The sequence below is a fragment of the Streptomyces sp. NPDC002130 genome, assembly GCF_040296465.1.
Taxonomy (GTDB): Bacteria; Actinomycetota; Actinomycetes; order Streptomycetales; family Streptomycetaceae; genus Streptomyces.
This window is the reverse complement of the sequence record NZ_JBEOXI010000187.1, coordinates 1-16,788: the sequence shown is the minus strand read 5'-3', so window position 1 is coordinate 16,788 and position 16,788 is coordinate 1. Positions and strand designations below refer to the sequence as shown.

Below are 16,788 nucleotides of genomic sequence, written 5' to 3'. Positions count from 1 at the left end.
CCGTGCTGGACGGGGTGGTGCTTGGGCTCCACCAGCACATGGAGACTCAGTACGGCTTCCATCGTCGGCGAGTAGGCGAACCCCACCCGCTCCGCACCAGTGGCCGGAATCCGGAACACGATCGTCATGACCCATCATCCTCTACCGGGCAACGGCCGCGGGCACGCCGTGCCTGCCCCGACATGCTGAGCGTATGCAGGACGGCGTCCGCTGGCCGTGCCGGTCTCCCGCAGCACCGCGCTGCGCCATCTCCGGCACTTGCCACTGCCACAGCAGGTGGTCCCGAGGGTGATCGGCGTGGACGGAGCCGCGGCCGCCGCGCGCTGAGCAAGCCGCCTGGCCGGCTCCGACGGCCACTGGGACGGCTCAGCCTGCGTCGACGCCACCGTCATCGGTACCTACGCCAAGGGGCTCGCCCCGGACAGCCCCGTCACCTCCAGCGACCCGGATGCCGCCTGGTACGTGCGCAATGCCCGGCACAGGGCCCCCCTTGCCCTGGACGACCTTGCCCCCACCGACAAGGCCAAGGCCAGGAGGAACGCCAAGATCCAGAAGAAGGTCGAACGGATCAAGAAGCGTCTCTTCGGCTACGACGCCTCCCTCATCGTCGCCCGCGACCCCCGCCGCGACGGCGCCCCCCTGTCCGACCGCTCCGCCGACCCCGACGTGGTTCCCGCTCTGATCATCGCCTTCTCCGTCGACAAGCCCAGCCACCGCCCAGGCCACGTCGCCCTCGAAGCGCTCCAGCACATCGACGGCCGCCATCCCCGCGGCTACCTGGCCGGCGACCGCCTCTACAACGACCAGAAGCCAGACCTGGATCAACCGCATCCGCGCCCGTGCCGCCTACCTCTTCATGCCCAAGCAACGTCCCGACACCGAGGGCCATCGCCGCGTGATGTGCCCCGCCGAAGCAGGCCGCACCCAGTGCCCCCCTCACGGCCTACACCCTCGGCCGGGGCGTCCACTTGCCCCTCATCGACCCCGCCCCCAACCCCGCAGGCTCATCCCAGTGCTGCACCCAGCGCACCGTCACCGTCCCTCCCGAAGCCGGCGCCAACCTCTGGCAGCCGCTCCAGTACGGCTCCGAATCGTGGCAGCGCGTCTACTTCCGGCTCCGCAACAGCATCGAAGGCATCAACGGCTACGCCAAGGACACCCTCCGCGAACGCCTCGAAGAACCCGGAACCCGCCGCATCCGGGGCATCGCCGCCCAGACCATCCTCCTGGCCTTCCAGCTCGCCCACGTCAACAAGCGCAAACTCACCACCTGGGCCGACTCCATCGCACTCAACGGCAACCGCCCACGGCGCCGCCCCACCCGCCGCCGCAAGACCAAGCCCTTGGGCACCTGAACCCCCAAGGGCTACGACACCAAGCCGGGAGAGCCCCAGCCCGAAGGGTGAGACTGCACACATCCCAGTAGCCCACTGAAGATCAACAACACGGCTGGAGCCAGCGGCGAGCAGGCGCTGGTCGTAGGCGGTCCAGACGGCGGTGTTGCACTGGGCGAGCGAGGTCAGCCCGCGTTCATCGAGCCAGGCCGCCAGGTATATCCACTGCCGTACCGCCTCGGTCAGGTCACTCAGGCTGACGCGGGCCCGCAGCGAAGGCGCCCGCTCGGCCAGGAAGGTGGGCCGCAACTCACCGTTGATCATGGTCCAGGCGGCGAGCCGGAGTTCGCCCCGGAAGGCCACGGGGCATTGACGCCAGCGGATGCTGGCCTTGTAGCGGCTGGGGTTCTCCGTCAGCGCCGCCAACGGCCAGATCCAGTCCGACTAGTTTGCCGCCCGCCTCCTCGTAACGCTCAGGCCAGGCCGCGCACTTGACGCGCTGGTCCACCGACTGGGCGGGTGCGTCCAGCGGGGCGATCCACCGCACGCCGGTGCTGCTCTCGTCGGCTCCGACGGACAGCGAGATCCCGGAGATCTGCGGGCAGCTGCCCTGCCAGTCGTCCAGGCCGAGCGCGCGCTCGGTGCGCAGGGCCGTGTCGAACATGCACTGGCTGGACATCACGGGCCCGGAGCGGACCTGGTCCGGTTCCCGGTCGGTGACAAGGGTGACGTCATAGCCCCTGTGTAGCAGTCCGAGGGCCAGCTGGGTGCCGGACTGGCCGGCTCCTGACGGCGATGCTTCGCATGACCGAACTCCTCGCTCTTCGCTCGCTAGCCCTGGACGGCGGCGAGGTAGGACTCGGCGGCCTCGGGGCTCATGAACCAGTGGAAGAAGTCCCGCGGGTCGTCGAAGCCGTTCGCGAACCGCCGGGCGATGCGAGGGCTGCCGGACGCGGCACTCAGCAGCTTCAGCACGTGCTCGGGCGGCGCGCCCAGCAGCGCGTTGGTCCAGGTCGCGACGTACTGCGCGTAGTCCCAGTACCGCTCGAAGGTCTCCTGCATGAAGGCAGTGTCGAACGGGCGGTCACCGTGCTCGATGAGCGACTGCGCACCCGCAAGGGTGCGCAGTCGCCGACGCCGCCCACGCAGGTGGGTGGCACGCCAGCCACGTGGACAAGGCCGAGTGCCGCAGGTCGTACGGGCGTTTCGCGACCGGAGTGCTGGTGAGGGCGGGCGGCAGGGTGAGGGCGGGAGTCTCTGCCGGGAGTCACGCACGGTACATGCCACACTCACTTCACAAGCGCGAACATCAGGACCTTCCCCCGGGACCCTCCTGGGGAGAATCTGGGGAGTATGGACGCCTCTGAGGAGCGCGTGGGGAGAATCGACTGCGTAACCGGGTACGAGCCTGAAAGACTGTAAAAGAAGGATCTGCACAGGTCAGAGACAAGATCGATCGCCTTGTCGCAGGTCAGAGCCACCCGGTAGACGACTTCAAGAAGATCTCTTCGTCTCCGGCTCCCCGAACCGTGGTCCGCACCAGCAGGCAAAGAACCTGCTGGGACGAACGCGCACCGGACTCAATGGCGGGGCCGTGCCCACAACCGCGAGACCGAGTCGCCCACTCGAGGCAACTCTGGGCCAAATGAGCCTCGATGCCCGAGTTCTACGGAGCGTAGTCAGCACCAAGTCAGCACGGGAGCGTCGAAGACAGGTGATGACGTGGGCTTTCAGTCAGCACCAAACCAGCACGGGAGTCAGCACGGCACCGTCAAATCATCCCTAACCGCGTCTCTCGGACATCAGTCGCCTCGCCTCCCTTCAAGCCCCTGAACCGGCACTCGATGAACGGGCATGGTGGCCCCACGCACAACGACGCCCCGAACTATGTTGCTCCACCACATGTGCCCCTGACCTGCACGTTCCTACGGTGTGCGAGCACGTACCCGTCCCCACCGCACACGAGGAAGTGGCGCACATGACCTCCGGAATCACCGCTCCCCCACCACCCGCGAACCTCCGTCGCATCGTCGCCGCCAGCCTCATAGGCACCACCATCGAGTGGTACGACTTCTTCCTCTACGGCTCCGCCGCCGCGCTCGTGTTCAACAAGCTGTTCTTCCCGGACTCCGACCCGCTCGTCGGCACCCTGCTGTCGTTCCTGACGTACGCGGTCGGCTTCGCCGCACGGCCGCTGGGCGCGCTGGTGTTCGGGCACTACGGCGACCGGCTCGGGCGCAAGAAGCTGCTGGTGCTGAGTCTGCTGCTGATGGGCGGGGCTACCTTCGCGATCGGGCTGCTGCCTACGCACGCTTCCATCGGGACGGCCGCGCCGGTGCTGCTCACCGTGCTCCGGCTGGTCCAGGGGTTCGCGCTCGGCGGTGAGTGGGGCGGTGCCGTACTGCTGGTGTCGGAGCACGGGGACGCTCGGCGGCGCGGGTTCTGGGCGTCATGGCCGCAGACCGGCGCGCCTGCGGGGCAACTCCTCGCCACCGGTGTGCTGTCGCTGCTCACGGCCCTGTTGTCGGACGCCGCGTTCGGCAGCTGGGGCTGGCGGGTGCCGTTCCTGCTCTCCGGGGTGCTGGTGATCGTCGGTTTGTGGATTCGTCTGTCTGTCGATGAATCGCCCGTTTTCAAGGAGGCGTTGGCGCAGGCCGAGGCCCGCAAGGCGGACGCGGCGGCGGATGCCGAGAAGCTGCCGCTCGTCTCCGTGCTGCGGCACCACTGGCGTGACGTCCTGGTCGCGATGGGGGCGCGCATGGCGGAGAACATCAGCTACTACGTCATCACCGCCTTCATCCTCGTCTACGCCACCACCTCGGCCGGTGTCTCCAAGCAGACCGCGCTGAACGCGGTGCTGATCGCCTCGGCCGTGCATTTCGCGGTCATCCCGGCGTGGGGCGCGCTGTCCGACCGGATCGGTCGCCGGCCCGTGTATCTCATGGGTGCGGTCGGTATCGGGCTGTGGATGTTCCCGTTCTTCTCGCTGATCGACACCGGCGGCTTCGGCAACCTGATCCTCGCCGTCACCGTCGGGCTGGTCCTGCACGGGGCGATGTACGCGCCTCAGGCCGCGTTCTTCTCCGAGATGTTCGCGACACGGATGCGCTACTCCGGTGCGTCGATCGGCGCGCAGTTCGCCTCGGTCGCGGCGGGTGCGCCCGCACCGTTGATCGCCACCGCGCTGCTGTCCGACTACGGCAGCTCCACACCGATCGCCCTGTATGTCATCGCCGCCGCCGTGCTCACGGTCGTCGCGGTGGCGGCGGCCGAGGAGACCCGGCACCGGGACCTGGCCGACGCGGTGCTTCCCGCCGACCGGGGAGAGGAGCGGAAGGACGCCGCCGCGGAGGGCGCCCGCACCGCCTGACCTCGAACCCGTGGCCCCGGCCCCCGTACGTCCCGCGTACGGGGGTCAGTGCGGTGCCGGTGCCGACAAGCGGTGCAGGCGCAGCGCGAGCTGGATCTCCAGGGCCCGGGCCGGGCTCTGCCAGTCGTCGCCGAGGAGGCGCCCGACGCGCTCCAGGCGCTGGGCGACGGTGTTCACATGGACGTGCAGTTCGTCCTTGGTGCGCGCGGGGCTCATGCCGCAGGTGAAGTACGCGTCGAGGGTGCGCAGCAGTTCCGTGCCGCGCCGCCGGTCGTAGGCGACGACCTCGCCGATGGTGCGGTCGACGAAGCCCGGGATGTCCCGGTCGCCGGCCAGGAGCAGTCCCAGGAATCCGAAGTCCTCGGCGGCAGCTCCGTCCCCCAAGCGGCCGAGGACGCGCAGGGCTTCGAGGCAGCGGCGGGCCTCCGCGTAGGCCGTCGCCACGGCCTCGGGGCGGGTCGCGAGGTCCTCGGCGGGTGCGGAGGCGCCGACGGTGACCGGTGCGTGGACCGCCGTGCCCAGGTGCCGGGCGGCGCGGCGGGCCAGATCGGTGCCGGTGTCGCCGGGGCCGAGGGGCAGCAGCAGGACGGTGCCCCCGTCGCGTGCGGCCGCCAGGCCGTGCCGGGTGGCGGCCAGGTGGGACGCCGCCGCTGCCAGCCGTCTGCGGGCGTCGGCCTCCTGATCGGCGTCGGTCGCGGCGCCCTCCAGTCGCGCGGCCAGGACCACGTGGAGGGTGTCGAGGTCGGCGTGGAGCCGGGCCGCGCGTTCCCGCAGCAGGCGCGGGTCGCGGTCGCGGGCGTCGAGCAGGTCGTCGAGCAGCTCACCGCGCACGCGTTGTTCGGCCTCGGCGGCGGATCTGCGGGCCAGGAGCAGCAGGGAGGTGACCATGGCGGCACGCTCCAGGGTCCGCTGGTCGACCGGGTCGAGCCCCGGGTGGCCCCGCAGCACCAGTGCGCCGAGCAGTTCACCCCCGGCGGCGACGGCGGCGATCCAGTCGTCGCCGTGCAGCACCGCGTGTCCCTGCGCGCCGGACTTCTCCAGGGCACCGGCGGGTGCGGCGGCGGCCTCGGCGAACTCGACCGTGCCGTCGAGGATCTCGGAGACGGCGGCGGCCACGTCGTGCACCCCGCCGCCGCGCAGGACGAGCTCGGCGAGCCGGTCGTGCACGTCGGAGGCGCGCTCGATGACGCCGCTGCGGTCCCGGATGATCTCGTTCGCCCGCTCCAGGCCGGCGAGGGCCGACCTGGTCTCGGCGAGCAGGTTGGCGGTGTCGATGGCGGCCGCGGCGAGGGCGGCGAAGGAGCCGAGCAGGGCGATCTGCTCCCGCTCGAAGACCCGTGCGCGACGGTCCGCGGCGAACAGCACGCCGATGACGTGGTGCCCGAGCGTCAGGGGCACCCCGAGGATGGCCACCAGCCCTTCGTCCCGCACGCCCGCGTCGATGGTGAGGGTGTGCTGGAAACGGTCGTCCTTGAAGTAGTCGTCGGTGACATAGGGCCGCGCCGTCTGTGCGACCAGGCCGCCGAGCCCCTCCCCCATGCCGAGCCGCAGCTGCTGGAACCGGGCCGCGACCGAGCCCTCGGTGACCCGCATGTAGGTGTCGCCCCGCTCCGTGTCGTTCAGGCTGAGGTAGGCGACGTCCGTGCCCAGCAGCGAGCGGGCGCGCTGCACGATCGCCTGGAGCACGGCGTCGAGGTCGCGCAGCCCGGCGAGGTCGTGGGCGGTCTCGAACAGTGCGGACAGCTCGGCCTCGCGCCGGCGTCGTCCCTCCAGCTCGGCGCGTACGCGCAGGGCGAGCGGCTTGGCCTGCCGGAGCGCGGCGATCCACTCCGCCGGGCGCCCTTCGGCACGCGCGAGCAGCTCCGGCTGCTCGTAGGCGTCGGCCGACGCGCCCCGGGCCAGGAGCTCGAGGAACGGCATTTCGGCGGACTGCACGTGATCGCTGGACATGCTCACAGGATTCACCATGTCCGGGCCGCCCCGTCAGCCCTGTGGACAACTCCCCGGGCCGACGGGACCGGCCGCTCAGTGGGCGGTCCAGCCACCGTCGAGCACGAGCGAGGTACCGGTTACGAAGGAGGCTTGCGGACCGCACAGATAGGCCACCGCCTCGGCGACCTCCTCCGGCTCGATGAGCCTTTTGACGGCGCTGTCCTGCAGCAGGACCTCGGACAGGACGCGCTCCTCGGGGACGCCGTGCGCCTGCGCCTGGTCGGCGAGTTGCTTCTCGACCAGTGGGGTGCGCACATAGGCGGGGTTCACACAGTTCGAGGTGACACCGTGGGGCGCGCCTTCGAGGGCGGTGGTCTTGGACAGTCCCTCCAGCCCGTGTTTGGCCGCCACGTAGGCCGACTTGTAGGCCGAGGCGCGCAGCCCGTGGACGGACGACACGTTCACGACGCGGCCCCACCCCTGCCCGTACATGTGGGGCAGGGCCCCGCGGATGAGCCGGAACGGCGCCTCCAGCATCACGGTGAGCACCGTGTGGAAGACGTCCGGCGGGAACTCCTCGATGGGTCGCACCAGTTGGATCCCGGCGTTGTTGACGAGGACGTCGGTGCCGGCGGCGGCGAGTTCGGCGGCGTCCAGGTCGGTGAGGTCGAGGACGTGCGGCTCCACCGTGCCGGCGAGGCCGTGGCCCTGGCCGGCCAGGGCCTCCAGGCCCGCCGCGTCCCGGTCGACGGCTCTCACCTTGGCCCCGGCGGCCGCGAGCCGCAGCGCGCAGGCGCGGCCGATGCCGCCGGCGGCGCCGGTGACGAGCGCGGTGCGGCCGCCCAGGTCGAGCGGGGAGGCGTGGGGGGCCGGGTGGGCGGGAGGCGCGGTCATGGTTCGACCCTAGGCAGCGCCCCTGCCCCACCCCATGTGGTCACGCCCCATAGTTCAGCCGGAGGCAGTGGTGTCGAACCATGTGGGGGCGTCCGACAGGGCCTGCTTGATCCGGTGCAGGCCGAACTCGTTCAGCTCGGGCAGCGCGTCGACATCGAACCAGGCCACGTCCAGCGACTCGTCGTCGTTGACGCGCGCCTCGCCGCCGACGGCCCGGCAGCGGAAGGTGATGTCCATGTACTGGCAGGTGTCGCCGTTCTCGTACGTGACGGGCTCCAGGGCCTGGACGAGGACGACCCGTTCCGCGACGCAGCGTACGGCCGTCTCCTCGTAGACCTCCCGCACCGCGCAGGCGGCCGGCTGTTCCCCGGGGTCGGGGATGCCGCCGAGCACGGACCACTTGCGGGTGTCGGCACGGCGGTTGAGCAGCACCCTGCCCTCGTCGTCGAAGACGAGGGCGGTGACACCGGGAAGCCACAGCAGCTGGTGACCGGCCGAGGCACGGAGTGTGCGGATGAAGTCGGGAGTAGCCATGCCGTCGACCCTAATGGGCCGCTCACGGCGCCCCGCGCGATTCAAACGGCGTGCGACGGGCGTACGGTCACACGTCACCGGCGCGTCGCCCGCGCAGCCCGGCGCCGACGGCCCACCCGAGGCCGCCGGCCGCGATCAGGACGAGGGCGATCTCCGGCAGGATGCCGAGCCGCGTGGCGGGGGTCTGCGAGGAGCGCAGCGGAACCTTCTGCACCAGGGAGTCGGCCACGAACATGCCGGTCTTCTGCGTGATCCTGCCGTCCGGCATGATGATCGCGCTGACACCGCTGGTCACGGGTACCGTCACGGTGCGGCTGTGCTCGACCGCGCGGACCCGGGACATGGCGAGCTGCTGGTAGGTCATCTCGCTGCGGTCGAAGGTGGCGTTGTTGCTGGGCACGGAGATCATCTGGGCGCCGTCGGTGACCTCGGAGCGCACGGTCCAGTCGAAGGCGGCTTCGTAGCAGGTGACGAGACCGACCTTGGCGCCGTCCATGGTGAACACGCCCGGCTCGGTACCCCGGCTGAAGTCCTGGCGCTGCATCGAGGTCCAGTTGCTGTTGATGGCGCCGATCAGCGAACGGAACGGCAGGTACTCGCCGAACGGCTGGATCTGGCGCTTGTCGTAGGTGTCGACGGGGCCCTTCGCCGGGTCCCACAGGATCTGCTCGTTGTACAGCTTGCCGTCCCGCTCGACGACACCGCCCACCGAGATGGGCACGCCGATGGACTTCGCGGCGGCGTCGATGACGGCGCGGGCGTCGGGGTTGGCGAAGGGGTCGATGTCGGAGGAGTTCTCCGGCCAGAGCACGAAATCGGGTCGTGCGACCTTGCCCGCCTTGACCTCGGCGGCCAGGCGTTCCGTCTCGCGCACGTGGTAGTCGAGTACGGCCCGGCGCTGGGAGTTGAAGTCGAGGCCGGCGCGGGGCACGTTGCCCTGGATCACCGCGACGGTGGCGGTGCCGTCCTCGGCCTTGTCGCTCACGAGCGGCCGGGCCGCGACGGCGCCCACGACCGGGACGGCCAGGCTCAGCAGACCCATGGCCGCCGCGGCGCGCCGTACCTCACCGGTCCGTCGCCATCGCACGGCCAGCCGGACGACCTCGTACAGTCCGAACCCGCACAGGACGACCGCGAAACCGAGCACGGGGGTGCCGCCCACCGCGGCGAGCGGCAGGAACATTCCGTCCGCCTGCCCGAAGGCGATCTTGCCCCAGGGGAAGCCGTGGAAGGGCGCACGCGCGCGTGCCGCCTCGCCGGTGATCCACACGGCCGCCGCCCACACCGGCCAGCCGGGCAGTTTGGACACGGCCGCGACACCCGCGCCGACCGCGGCGACGAACAGGGCCTCGATCGCCACCAGGGCGAGCCAGGGGCCCGGCCCCACCTCCACTCCGGTCCACACCAGCAGCGGCAGCAGGAAGCCGAGGCCGAAGAGGTAGCCGAGTCCGAGTGCCGCCTTCCAGCCGCGGCCGCGCAGCACCCATCCGAAGACGGCGAACGCCGGCAGCGCCAGCCACCACAGCGTGCGGGGCGGGAAGGAGACGTAGAGGAGCAGGCCGGAGAGCGCGGCTGCGGCGGCCGGAGCGAGACGGGCGAGCCGCCGGGCCCACGTCCGCGCCCCGGGCGCGATCCGCGGCTCCAGCTGGTCCGACTCGCCGACGGAGGTTGCGGTGACGGTCACTCCCGGAGTGTAAGGCGCGTGACCTGGGAGCCGACAGCGCGGTATGCACCGCGGACTCCCTGTTCATTTCGTCACGACACATCCCCAAAACCCTCACCAGCCGTTACGGTGTGCCCAGCCTCAGTCGTACGGCCCGTGGCGGCTCGTGACGGCCGGGGTCTTCACAGGTCGGGGGCGACGGTGCGCCGGGGGGCGGGCGGGGTGGGTTCCAGCGGGATGACGTCTGCGTCCGGGTCGGACGCGGACGGCGAGAGACGAATCGTTTCCGACGCGGCGGGTGTGGTGGTGCTGGGCGCCTGCGCCGCCTGGTCACTGGTCACGGCTGCCGTGCACGACGGCAGGCCCGAGGGGGTCCTCCTGGCGGTGCTGGCCGTGGCCGCCGGGTACGCCGCCGGACGGATCAGCGGGGCGTTGCTGCCCGTCGGCGCGCCCTTCGCCGGGGCACTGGCCGGCATCGCGCTGACGGTGGCCGTTCCCCACCTCGCGCCGGGCCCGCAGATCGCCGCACCCCTGGGGCATGCGGGGGCCACCGCCGCCGTACTGACCCTGTCGGCCGGTGCCGCGTGCTGCGCGGCCTGGGCCACGCCGGTGCCGGCCGTTCGGTTCGCCCTGCGTCTGCTGGCCGCGGGGACTTCGGTGCTGGCGGCCGTGCTCGGTTCCACCAGCGGCTTCGCGACCTGCCTCGCGGTACTGCTGTGCTCGCTGGCAGCGGGCCGCACCCGTCACCGCGGCGCCGGTACGGCCCTACTGGCCACGGTCGCCGTCCTGGTCACCGGGCTGGTCTGGGCGGTTGCCGCGCGGGCCGTACCGGGCGGCTTCGTGGCGGCTCTGGAGGGGCGGCTCACGGCGCACCGCGTGCGGCTGTGGCAGGACGCATGGCATCTGCTGGGCGACGACACGCTGCTGGGGGCCGGTCCGGGCCGCTTCGGGGAGCTGAGCACGACGTCCGCCCAGTCCCTGTTGTCCGACGACAAGCCCCACTCGGCGCCCCTGCAGCAGGCGGCGGAACAAGGGATCGTCGGGGTGGCCCTGCTCGCTGCCGTGTTCGGCTGGGTCCTGTACGCCCTGTGGCGCGGTCCGCGCCCGACCCCGGTGGCGCTCACCGCGGGCGCGGCCCTGACGGCACTCGCCGCGATCGCCGCCATCGGCAACGCTCTGAGCTTCACGGCGGTGTCCGTCGGAGCGGGCCTGCTGGCGGGCATGGCCACGGCGCGCCCCCTCGCCGACGAGTCGTCGGGCCGTGCCGGGCGAGGCCAGACGCGTGGAGCGGGTCGCGCCCCTGCGTGGTGACGGGCGTCCGGCGCCCTGGGCGTCACCATCCGGTGATCACAGCCCGTGATCAGCTCGGTGATCACAGCCGGTGACAGAATCCCTGTGGCTCAATGCGCGGGAGCGCCCGGCTTGGTGGGCCGCAGGCGTGCCTCGATCACCCGTACGGCGGCCTCCGCGTCGTCCACGGTGATCGTGAAGGTGTGCCCGTCCCACAGTTCGAGCTCGACGCCCTCGCCGCGTCGTACGACCACCGCGGTGCCCTTCTCGGGGCGCCACCGGTAACCCCAGCCGCCCCAGTGGCGGGGGGTGACATGGGAGATGTACGTGGCGCCGGCCACGCTGGAAAGGGGGATACGGCGGCGGGGCACACCGATGTGACCGCAGCGCACCTCGAGGTGCTCCTCGTCGACGCGCAGGGCGACGTGCACGAAGGCGAGCGTTCCGAAGAGGACCAGCAGCCCGGCGGCAATGCACCCGACGACGGCCATGACCAGTGGGGCGATGCCGGACGTCCACGCCGAGGCGACGGCCAGCTCGATGCCGAGCGCCATGCAGGCGGCGCCCACGAGCGCCAGCAGCCACTGCACCCGGTTCGTGGCACGGCCGGTCCAGACGTCCGTGTGCGGGTGGGGGGCGTTCTCGCCGTGGCGGTGGTCCCTCATGTCTTCGAGGGTACTCAGATTTCGCTCCGCTGGTACCTCGTGGCGGAGCGTGACTGCGCCGGTCGGGGCGTCGCGTCGATCCGGTGCGCCGGTGACCGTCGGTGACCGGTTCTCCCGTCAGCGGGCCGGCGTGACCGCCTGCAGCAGACGCCCTTCGGCGTACGCCAGGGCGGGGGCGGGCAGCGTGCCCTCACGTCCGCTGAGCAGCACGGTGAGCGTGCCGTGCGGGGTGGCCCCCGGAGCGGGCTGCCGGCCGAGGCGGCGCAGGGCCTGGGCGGCCACGGCTCCGGCGGAGCCGTGCAGCACGATGGGCGGGCGGCCGGGTCGCTGGACGGCGGCCCGGATGCGCTCGGCGACCAGTTCGTAGTGGGTGCAGCCGAGGACGACGGTGGTCACCTCGTCCGGGGTGAGGGCGGCAGCTGCTGCCACGGCCGCGTCGATCGCCGCCTCGTCCGCGTGTTCCACGGCCTCGGCGAGGCCCCAGCAGGGCACCTCGGTGACGGGCACGCCACCGGCGAAGTCCTTGATCAGGTTCTGCTGGTAGGGGCTGCCCGTGGTGGCCGGGGTGGCCCAGATGGCGAAGTGGCCGCCGCCGGCCGCGGCCGGTTTGATCGCGGGGACGGTGCCGATGACCGGGAGATCCGGTTCGAGGCGGGCGCGCAGGGCGGTCAGCGCGTGCACGGTCGCGGTGTTGCAGCCGACGATCAGGGCCTCGGGGCGGCGCGCCGCGGCGGCTTCGGCGACGGCCAGGGCGCGCTCGGTGAGATCCTCGACGGTGCGCGGGCCCCACGGCATGCCGTCGGGGTCCAGGGAGAGCACGAGATCGGCGTCGGGGCGCAGCCGTCGTACCGCGGCGGTGGCCGCCAGCAGGCCGATTCCGGAATCCATGAGCGCGATCTTCACCCGATCACGATAGACGATGAGCCGTCCGGGGCAGCGCCGGTGGGGCAGACTGCGGCCGTGAGCGCCGTTGTGTGGACTGCCGCTGGATCACTCCTGGCCTGGTTGTGGCTGCTGCTCTGTCAGGGCTTCTTCTGGCGCACCGATGTGCGACTGCCGTCGCGCGCGGAGCCGGACGTATGGCCGTCCGTGTGCGTCGTCGTCCCCGCCCGCGACGAGGCGGCCGTGCTGCCCGCCGCGCTGCCCTCGCTGCTCCTGCAGGACTATCCGGGACGGGCGGAGGTCTTCCTCGTCGACGACGGCAGCTCGGACGGCACCGGTGAGCTGGCGCGTGAGCTGGCGCGCCGGCACGGTGGGCTGCCGCTGACGGTGGGGTCGCCGGGCGAGCCTCCGGCGGGCTGGACCGGCAAGCTGTGGGCGGTGCGCCACGGCATCGGGCTGGCACGCGCGCATGATCCCGAGTACTTCCTCCTGACGGACGCCGACATCGCACACGCTCCGGACAGTCTGTGGGAGCTGGTGGCGGCGGCCCGCTGCGGTGATTACGACGTCGTCTCCCAGATGGCCCGGCTGCGGGTGGACAGTGTTTGGGAACGGTTCGTCGTGCCGGCGTTCGTCTATTTCTTCGCGCAGCTCTACCCCTTCCGCCGGATCGCCAAGGCGGGCCGGACGGCGGCCGCGGCCGGGGGCTGCGTCCTGCTGCGGGCGGAGACCGCGGAGCGGGCACGGATCCCGGACGCGATCCGGCACGCCGTGATCGACGACGTGGCGCTCGCCCGGGCCGTCAAGCGCGGCGGCGGCCGCGTCTGGCTCGGGCTCGCCGAGCGGGTGGACAGCGTGCGGCCGTATCCGCGGCTGCACGACCTGTGGCGCATGGTCTCGCGCAGCGCGTACGCCCAGCTGCGGCACAGCCCCTTGCTACTCGCCGGGACGGTCGCCGGGCTGGTGCTGGTGTATGTGATCCCGCCCGCGGCGGTCCTGACCGGCCTCGCGGCAGGCAGCACGCCGGCGGCGGTTCTCGGCGGTCTCGCGTGGCTCGTCATGGCGGGGACGTACGTCCCGATGCTCCGCTACTACAGGCAGCCGCTGTGGCTCGCTCCGCTGCTGCCGTTCACGGCGTTCCTCTATCTGCTCATGACCGTCGACTCGGCGGTGCAGCACTACCGGGGACGGGGTGCGGCCTGGAAGGGCCGCACCTATGCGCGTCCGGACGCCCTGCCCGACGAGGGCTGACGGCCGCCGGAGGAGTCACTTCCGGCCGGGGGTCCAGTTCATGCCCCAGCCGTAGGCGTGGTCGACGGTCCGCTGCGGACTCACCCCGCGCTCGGGGACCAGGTAGCGCGCCTCGCGCTGGACGACCAGGTCGCTTCCGGTGTTGGTGATCAGGGCGAGCGCGCACACGAGCGAGGGGACCGTGCACTCGTCGAGGGAGAACTCGATCGGCGCCCCGTGCTGCGGCTGGAGCGTGACCGAGGCGTGCAGATCGGCGAAGGAACGGGCGCCTTCGTAGATGGTGACGAAGACGAGGATGCGCCGGAAGGCGTTCTTGTGGTCGAGGTTGACGGTGAGGTTCTCACCGCTCGACAGGGCGCCGGTGCGGTCGTCACCGTCGAGGTGGATGTACGGCGGCCGGTGCAGCGCTCCGAAACTGTTGCCGAGGGCCTGGACGACGCCCTTGCTGCCGTCGGTGAGTTCGTACAGCGCGCACAGGTCGAGGTCGAGGTCGGAGTGCATGGCGGTCGGACGTCCGAACTTGCTGCTCCACCCCGAGAACTGCTTGCGCACCTCCCAGTTGAGGTTGACGTGCAGGGCTCCGGAGGTGCCGCCCTGTTTGGTGAGGGAGACGGACGGGGCCGCCTTGGTGAGCGTCACCTTGGTGAGGCGGACCGGCGTGGTCGGCGCGGCGGGCGGGGGCGGAGCGGCGGGCTGGGGCATCTGCGGGGGCGCGTACGCGGCGGACGGCGCGGCTGCGGGCGGCGCCGTGGCGGGGGCCGGTGCCGCCTGCTGCGGCTCGTCCACCGTGATGCCGTAGTCCGTGGCCAGCCCTTCGAGGCCGCTGCTGTAGCCCTGGCCCACGGCGCGGAACTTCCAGGCGCCCTGGCGACGGTAGAACTCGCCCAGCACGAAAGCGGTTTCGGTGGTGGCGCCCGGGTTGTCGAAACGGGCTACCGGCGTGCCCTGAGCGGCATCCTGGACCTCGATGTACAGGCCGGGGACCTGTCCGAACGTGCCGCCGTCGGCCGAGGCGGCGAGGACGACGGTCTCGATGGCGGGTTCCACGCGCGCGAGGTCGACGAGGAGCGTGTCGGTCACCCGGCCGCCGGTGGTGCGCTTGCCCTCGTGCCGGATCGCGCCGGAGGAGTGCGCGGGCTGGTTGTAGAAGACGAAGTCCGCATCGGAGCGGACCTTCCCGCTCACCAGCAGCAAAGCGGAGGCGTCGGCGTCGGGCACGCCGGCTCCGGCCCGCCATCCCAATTCCACCCGCAACGCGGCGGTCGGCACCGGAGTATTTGAACCTTTCAGCATTTGCACGTCCGCCCCCATTGCGTGTCGCCGCGCCGGGCCCGTCCCGGCCGTCCGTCGAGTTTCGTGCGCACAACCTAATTGCTCGCCCCGGCGAAGTCCCCTGCCCGACCGCCACGGAGACCGGCGGCCGACCGCCGGTAACCCGCCCGGAACTCGGCCTTTACACGATCAAGGCCTCGTTCGCCGCCCCTTTTTGGCGAGTTCGCTCGCATTGGGGATCCCGGGTCACTGCGGACACGGAAAACAACCCTCTTATCGGTCTCCCCAACGAGCACATCGTTGGCTTAACTTATGTGGCATGACCTCCCCCCGCTCCACCTATGGCGGCGGCTACTACTCCGCCTCCTTCCCGGACACCCCGATCTACGACAGGCTCGTCGCCGAGCGGGGTACCCCGCAGATCGCCCCGATCCGGGTCCCCGCCCAGTACGACATGCCGGGCAGCAACCTGCCCGCCCTCCCGTCGGCGCTGCCCGCCCTTCCGGCAGCCCCCTCCCAGCCCGCCTACGGCTATCCGCAGGCGCAGCAGCCCGCCCCGCTGCAGCAGGCGCCCGCGGCGTACATCCCGCAGCAGGCCACCGCTCCGCGCGGCTACCCCGGCCCCCAGCCGCAGCAGCCGCGCCCGGCGGCCCCCGCGGGCTACGAGGCGATGCGCCCCGCGGCTCCCCGGCCGGCCCCGGCGCCCTACCAGGATCCGTACAACAGCCAGCAGTACCGCGGATACTGAGCCGGACTCGGGGGCTGTCGATGCCGGCTGGCACGATGGCCCCATGGGGAACGCTCACCTGCACTCGATCCACGTCCATCCGGTCAAGGCGGTCCGGGGCCTGGCGCCCCGGCAGGCCGTCGTCGAGCCCTGGGGGCTGGCCGGAGACCGGCGTTGGGTGCTGATCGACGCCGGGGGAAAGGTCGTCACGCAACGCCAGCAGCCGCGACTCGCGCTCGCCGCCGCCGAGCTGCTGCCCGGTGGCGGCGTACGCCTGTCCGCGCCGGGCATGCCGCCGCTGACCGTGCCCGTACCCCGGCCCTCGGTCACCGTGCCGGTGGAGATCTTCCGCGACAAGGTCGAGGCGGTCCCGGCCGAGGACGACGCCGCGCACGCCTGGTGCAGTTCCCACCTCGGCATCGAGGTGCGCCTGGTGCACCTGGACGATCCGGCCACGCGCAGACCCCTCGCCCCGGAGTACGCGCGCCCCGGTGAGACCGTCTCCTTCGCCGACGGCTTTCCGCTGCTGCTCACCACGACGGCCTCGCTCGACGCCCTCAACTCCCTGATCGCGCAGGGCGAGTACGCGGACGAGGGCCCGCTGCCCATGAACCGCTTCCGGCCGAACGTGGTCGTGACGGGCACCCCCGCGTGGGCCGAGGACGACTGGTCGCGCCTCGCCATCGGGGACGTGCCCTTCCGCGTGGCCAAGACCTGCGGCCGGTGCGTGGTGACCACCACCGACCAGGACACCGGCGAGCGCGGCCGCGAGCCCCTGTTCAGCCTGGGACGGCACCGCCGGCGCGACGGCAAGCTGGTCTTCGGCCAGAACCTGGTGCCGCTGTCCCGCGGCACGATCCGGGTCGGGGATCCGCTCAGGATTCTCGAATAGCTCTTCGGGCGCGGCGGGAACCGTGCCGCAGGTCCGGGCGTTTGGGCTTGTGTGAGAAATTCGTGAGAGGCCCTGGGGAGAG

General features: G+C 71.8%; 17 protein-coding genes. 6 read left to right on the top strand and 11 right to left on the bottom strand.

The window, feature by feature from the left end:
* Together ABT116_RS29275 and ABT116_RS29270 are read right to left on the bottom strand one after the other, a co-directional pair.
* Window positions 1–128: DUF5937 family protein (locus ABT116_RS29275; RefSeq protein WP_351640061.1), on the bottom strand; the 128-nt coding region annotated here is incomplete at its 3' end.
* Between the two features lie 238 nt (window positions 129–366).
* A complete protein-coding gene (locus tag ABT116_RS29270; protein ID WP_351640060.1) occupies window positions 367–825 on the bottom strand; it encodes a hypothetical protein in 459 nt (152 codons plus the stop codon).
* Between the two features lie 143 nt (window positions 826–968).
* Between ABT116_RS29270 and ABT116_RS29265 the strand changes: the two genes are divergently transcribed.
* Window positions 969–1,355, top strand: a complete 387-nt coding sequence (locus ABT116_RS29265) for a hypothetical protein (RefSeq protein ID WP_351640059.1) — start codon at window positions 969–971, stop codon at window positions 1,353–1,355.
* Between the two features lie 289 nt (window positions 1,356–1,644).
* Here the strand turns inward: ABT116_RS29265 and ABT116_RS29260 are convergent, their stop codons facing one another.
* Together ABT116_RS29260 and ABT116_RS29255 are read right to left on the bottom strand one after the other, a co-directional pair.
* The gene (locus ABT116_RS29260; protein ID WP_351640057.1) at window positions 1,645–1,998 is read right to left on the bottom strand and encodes a hypothetical protein; all 354 of its coding nucleotides are present in this window, start codon (window positions 1,996–1,998) and stop codon (window positions 1,645–1,647) included.
* Window positions 1,999–2,165: 167 nt separating this feature from the next.
* Entirely contained in the window at window positions 2,166–2,396 is a 231-nt protein-coding gene (locus tag ABT116_RS29255; RefSeq protein ID WP_351640056.1) for a hypothetical protein, read from the bottom strand.
* 916 nt (window positions 2,397–3,312) lie between these two features.
* On the opposite strand from ABT116_RS29255, the gene ABT116_RS29250 reads away from it, so the two are divergent.
* The gene (locus ABT116_RS29250) at window positions 3,313–4,704 is read left to right on the top strand and encodes an MFS transporter (RefSeq protein ID WP_351640055.1); all 1,392 of its coding nucleotides are present in this window, start codon (window positions 3,313–3,315) and stop codon (window positions 4,702–4,704) included.
* Between the two features lie 45 nt (window positions 4,705–4,749).
* Here the strand turns inward: ABT116_RS29250 and ABT116_RS29245 are convergent, their stop codons facing one another.
* The 4 genes from ABT116_RS29245 to lnt form a co-directional block, all read right to left on the bottom strand.
* Window positions 4,750–6,654, bottom strand: coding sequence for a helix-turn-helix domain-containing protein (locus ABT116_RS29245; protein ID WP_351640054.1), 1,905 nt, complete (start codon window positions 6,652–6,654; stop codon window positions 4,750–4,752).
* A 75-nt stretch (window positions 6,655–6,729) separates the two neighbouring features.
* A complete protein-coding gene (locus ABT116_RS29240; protein ID WP_351640052.1) occupies window positions 6,730–7,530 on the bottom strand; it encodes a 3-hydroxybutyrate dehydrogenase in 801 nt (266 codons plus the stop codon).
* 54 nt (window positions 7,531–7,584) lie between these two features.
* Window positions 7,585–8,064 (bottom strand): NUDIX hydrolase, encoded by a 480-nt coding sequence (locus tag ABT116_RS29235; RefSeq protein WP_351640050.1) that lies wholly within the window; start codon window positions 8,062–8,064, stop codon window positions 7,585–7,587.
* Window positions 8,065–8,131: 67 nt separating this feature from the next.
* Window positions 8,132–9,748, bottom strand: a complete 1,617-nt coding sequence (lnt, locus tag ABT116_RS29230) for an apolipoprotein N-acyltransferase (RefSeq protein ID WP_351640048.1) — start codon at window positions 9,746–9,748, stop codon at window positions 8,132–8,134.
* 216 nt (window positions 9,749–9,964) lie between these two features.
* Between lnt and ABT116_RS29225 the strand changes: the two genes are divergently transcribed.
* On the top strand, window positions 9,965–11,038 hold the full coding sequence (locus tag ABT116_RS29225; RefSeq protein ID WP_351640047.1) for an O-antigen ligase family protein: 1,074 nt from the start codon (window positions 9,965–9,967) through the stop codon (window positions 11,036–11,038).
* A gap of 89 nt (window positions 11,039–11,127) precedes the next feature.
* On the opposite strand, the gene ABT116_RS29220 is transcribed toward ABT116_RS29225, so the two are convergent.
* Window positions 11,128–11,682, bottom strand: a complete 555-nt coding sequence (locus ABT116_RS29220; protein WP_351640045.1) for a hypothetical protein — start codon at window positions 11,680–11,682, stop codon at window positions 11,128–11,130.
* A 117-nt stretch (window positions 11,683–11,799) separates the two neighbouring features.
* Window positions 11,800–12,585, bottom strand: a complete 786-nt coding sequence (locus tag ABT116_RS29215) for a glutamate racemase (RefSeq protein WP_351640044.1) — start codon at window positions 12,583–12,585, stop codon at window positions 11,800–11,802.
* Window positions 12,586–12,624: 39 nt separating this feature from the next.
* Between ABT116_RS29215 and ABT116_RS29210 the strand changes: the two genes are divergently transcribed.
* The gene (locus tag ABT116_RS29210) at window positions 12,625–13,815 is read left to right on the top strand and encodes a glycosyltransferase (protein ID WP_351640042.1); all 1,191 of its coding nucleotides are present in this window, start codon (window positions 12,625–12,627) and stop codon (window positions 13,813–13,815) included.
* 15 nt (window positions 13,816–13,830) lie between these two features.
* Here the strand turns inward: ABT116_RS29210 and ABT116_RS29205 are convergent, their stop codons facing one another.
* Window positions 13,831–15,108, bottom strand: coding sequence for a TerD family protein (locus ABT116_RS29205; RefSeq protein WP_351640040.1), 1,278 nt, complete (start codon window positions 15,106–15,108; stop codon window positions 13,831–13,833).
* A gap of 298 nt (window positions 15,109–15,406) precedes the next feature.
* Between ABT116_RS29205 and ABT116_RS29200 the strand changes: the two genes are divergently transcribed.
* Complete coding sequence (locus ABT116_RS29200) at window positions 15,407–15,835, top strand: DUF6643 family protein (protein WP_351640038.1); 429 nt, start codon at window positions 15,407–15,409, stop codon at window positions 15,833–15,835.
* Window positions 15,836–15,878: 43 nt separating this feature from the next.
* On the top strand, window positions 15,879–16,706 hold the full coding sequence (locus tag ABT116_RS29195; protein WP_351640037.1) for an MOSC domain-containing protein: 828 nt from the start codon (window positions 15,879–15,881) through the stop codon (window positions 16,704–16,706).
* Window positions 16,707–16,788 lie beyond the last annotated feature (82 nt).

What these genes read in the sequence shown, in the direction of transcription:
- ABT116_RS29260 (WP_351640057.1), bottom strand. Translation starts at nt 1,998, where the DNA reads ATGTTCGACACGGCCCTGCGCACCGAGCGCGCGCTCGGCCTGGACGAC.
- ABT116_RS29255 (WP_351640056.1), bottom strand. Translation starts at nt 2,396, where the DNA reads ATGCAGGAGACCTTCGAGCGGTACTGGGACTACGCGCAGTACGTCGCG.
- ABT116_RS29250 (WP_351640055.1), top strand. Translation starts at nt 3,313, where the DNA reads ATGACCTCCGGAATCACCGCTCCCCCACCACCCGCGAACCTCCGTCGC.
- ABT116_RS29245 (WP_351640054.1), bottom strand. Translation starts at nt 6,654, where the DNA reads ATGTCCAGCGATCACGTGCAGTCCGCCGAAATGCCGTTCCTCGAGCTC.
- ABT116_RS29240 (WP_351640052.1), bottom strand. Translation starts at nt 7,530, where the DNA reads ATGACCGCGCCTCCCGCCCACCCGGCCCCCCACGCCTCCCCGCTCGAC.
- ABT116_RS29235 (WP_351640050.1), bottom strand. Translation starts at nt 8,064, where the DNA reads ATGGCTACTCCCGACTTCATCCGCACACTCCGTGCCTCGGCCGGTCAC.
- ABT116_RS29225 (WP_351640047.1), top strand. Translation starts at nt 9,965, where the DNA reads ATGACGTCTGCGTCCGGGTCGGACGCGGACGGCGAGAGACGAATCGTT.
- ABT116_RS29220 (WP_351640045.1), bottom strand. Translation starts at nt 11,682, where the DNA reads ATGAGGGACCACCGCCACGGCGAGAACGCCCCCCACCCGCACACGGAC.
- ABT116_RS29205 (WP_351640040.1), bottom strand. Translation starts at nt 15,108, where the DNA reads ATGCTGAAAGGTTCAAATACTCCGGTGCCGACCGCCGCGTTGCGGGTG.
- ABT116_RS29200 (WP_351640038.1), top strand. Translation starts at nt 15,407, where the DNA reads ATGACCTCCCCCCGCTCCACCTATGGCGGCGGCTACTACTCCGCCTCC.
- ABT116_RS29195 (WP_351640037.1), top strand. Translation starts at nt 15,879, where the DNA reads ATGGGGAACGCTCACCTGCACTCGATCCACGTCCATCCGGTCAAGGCG.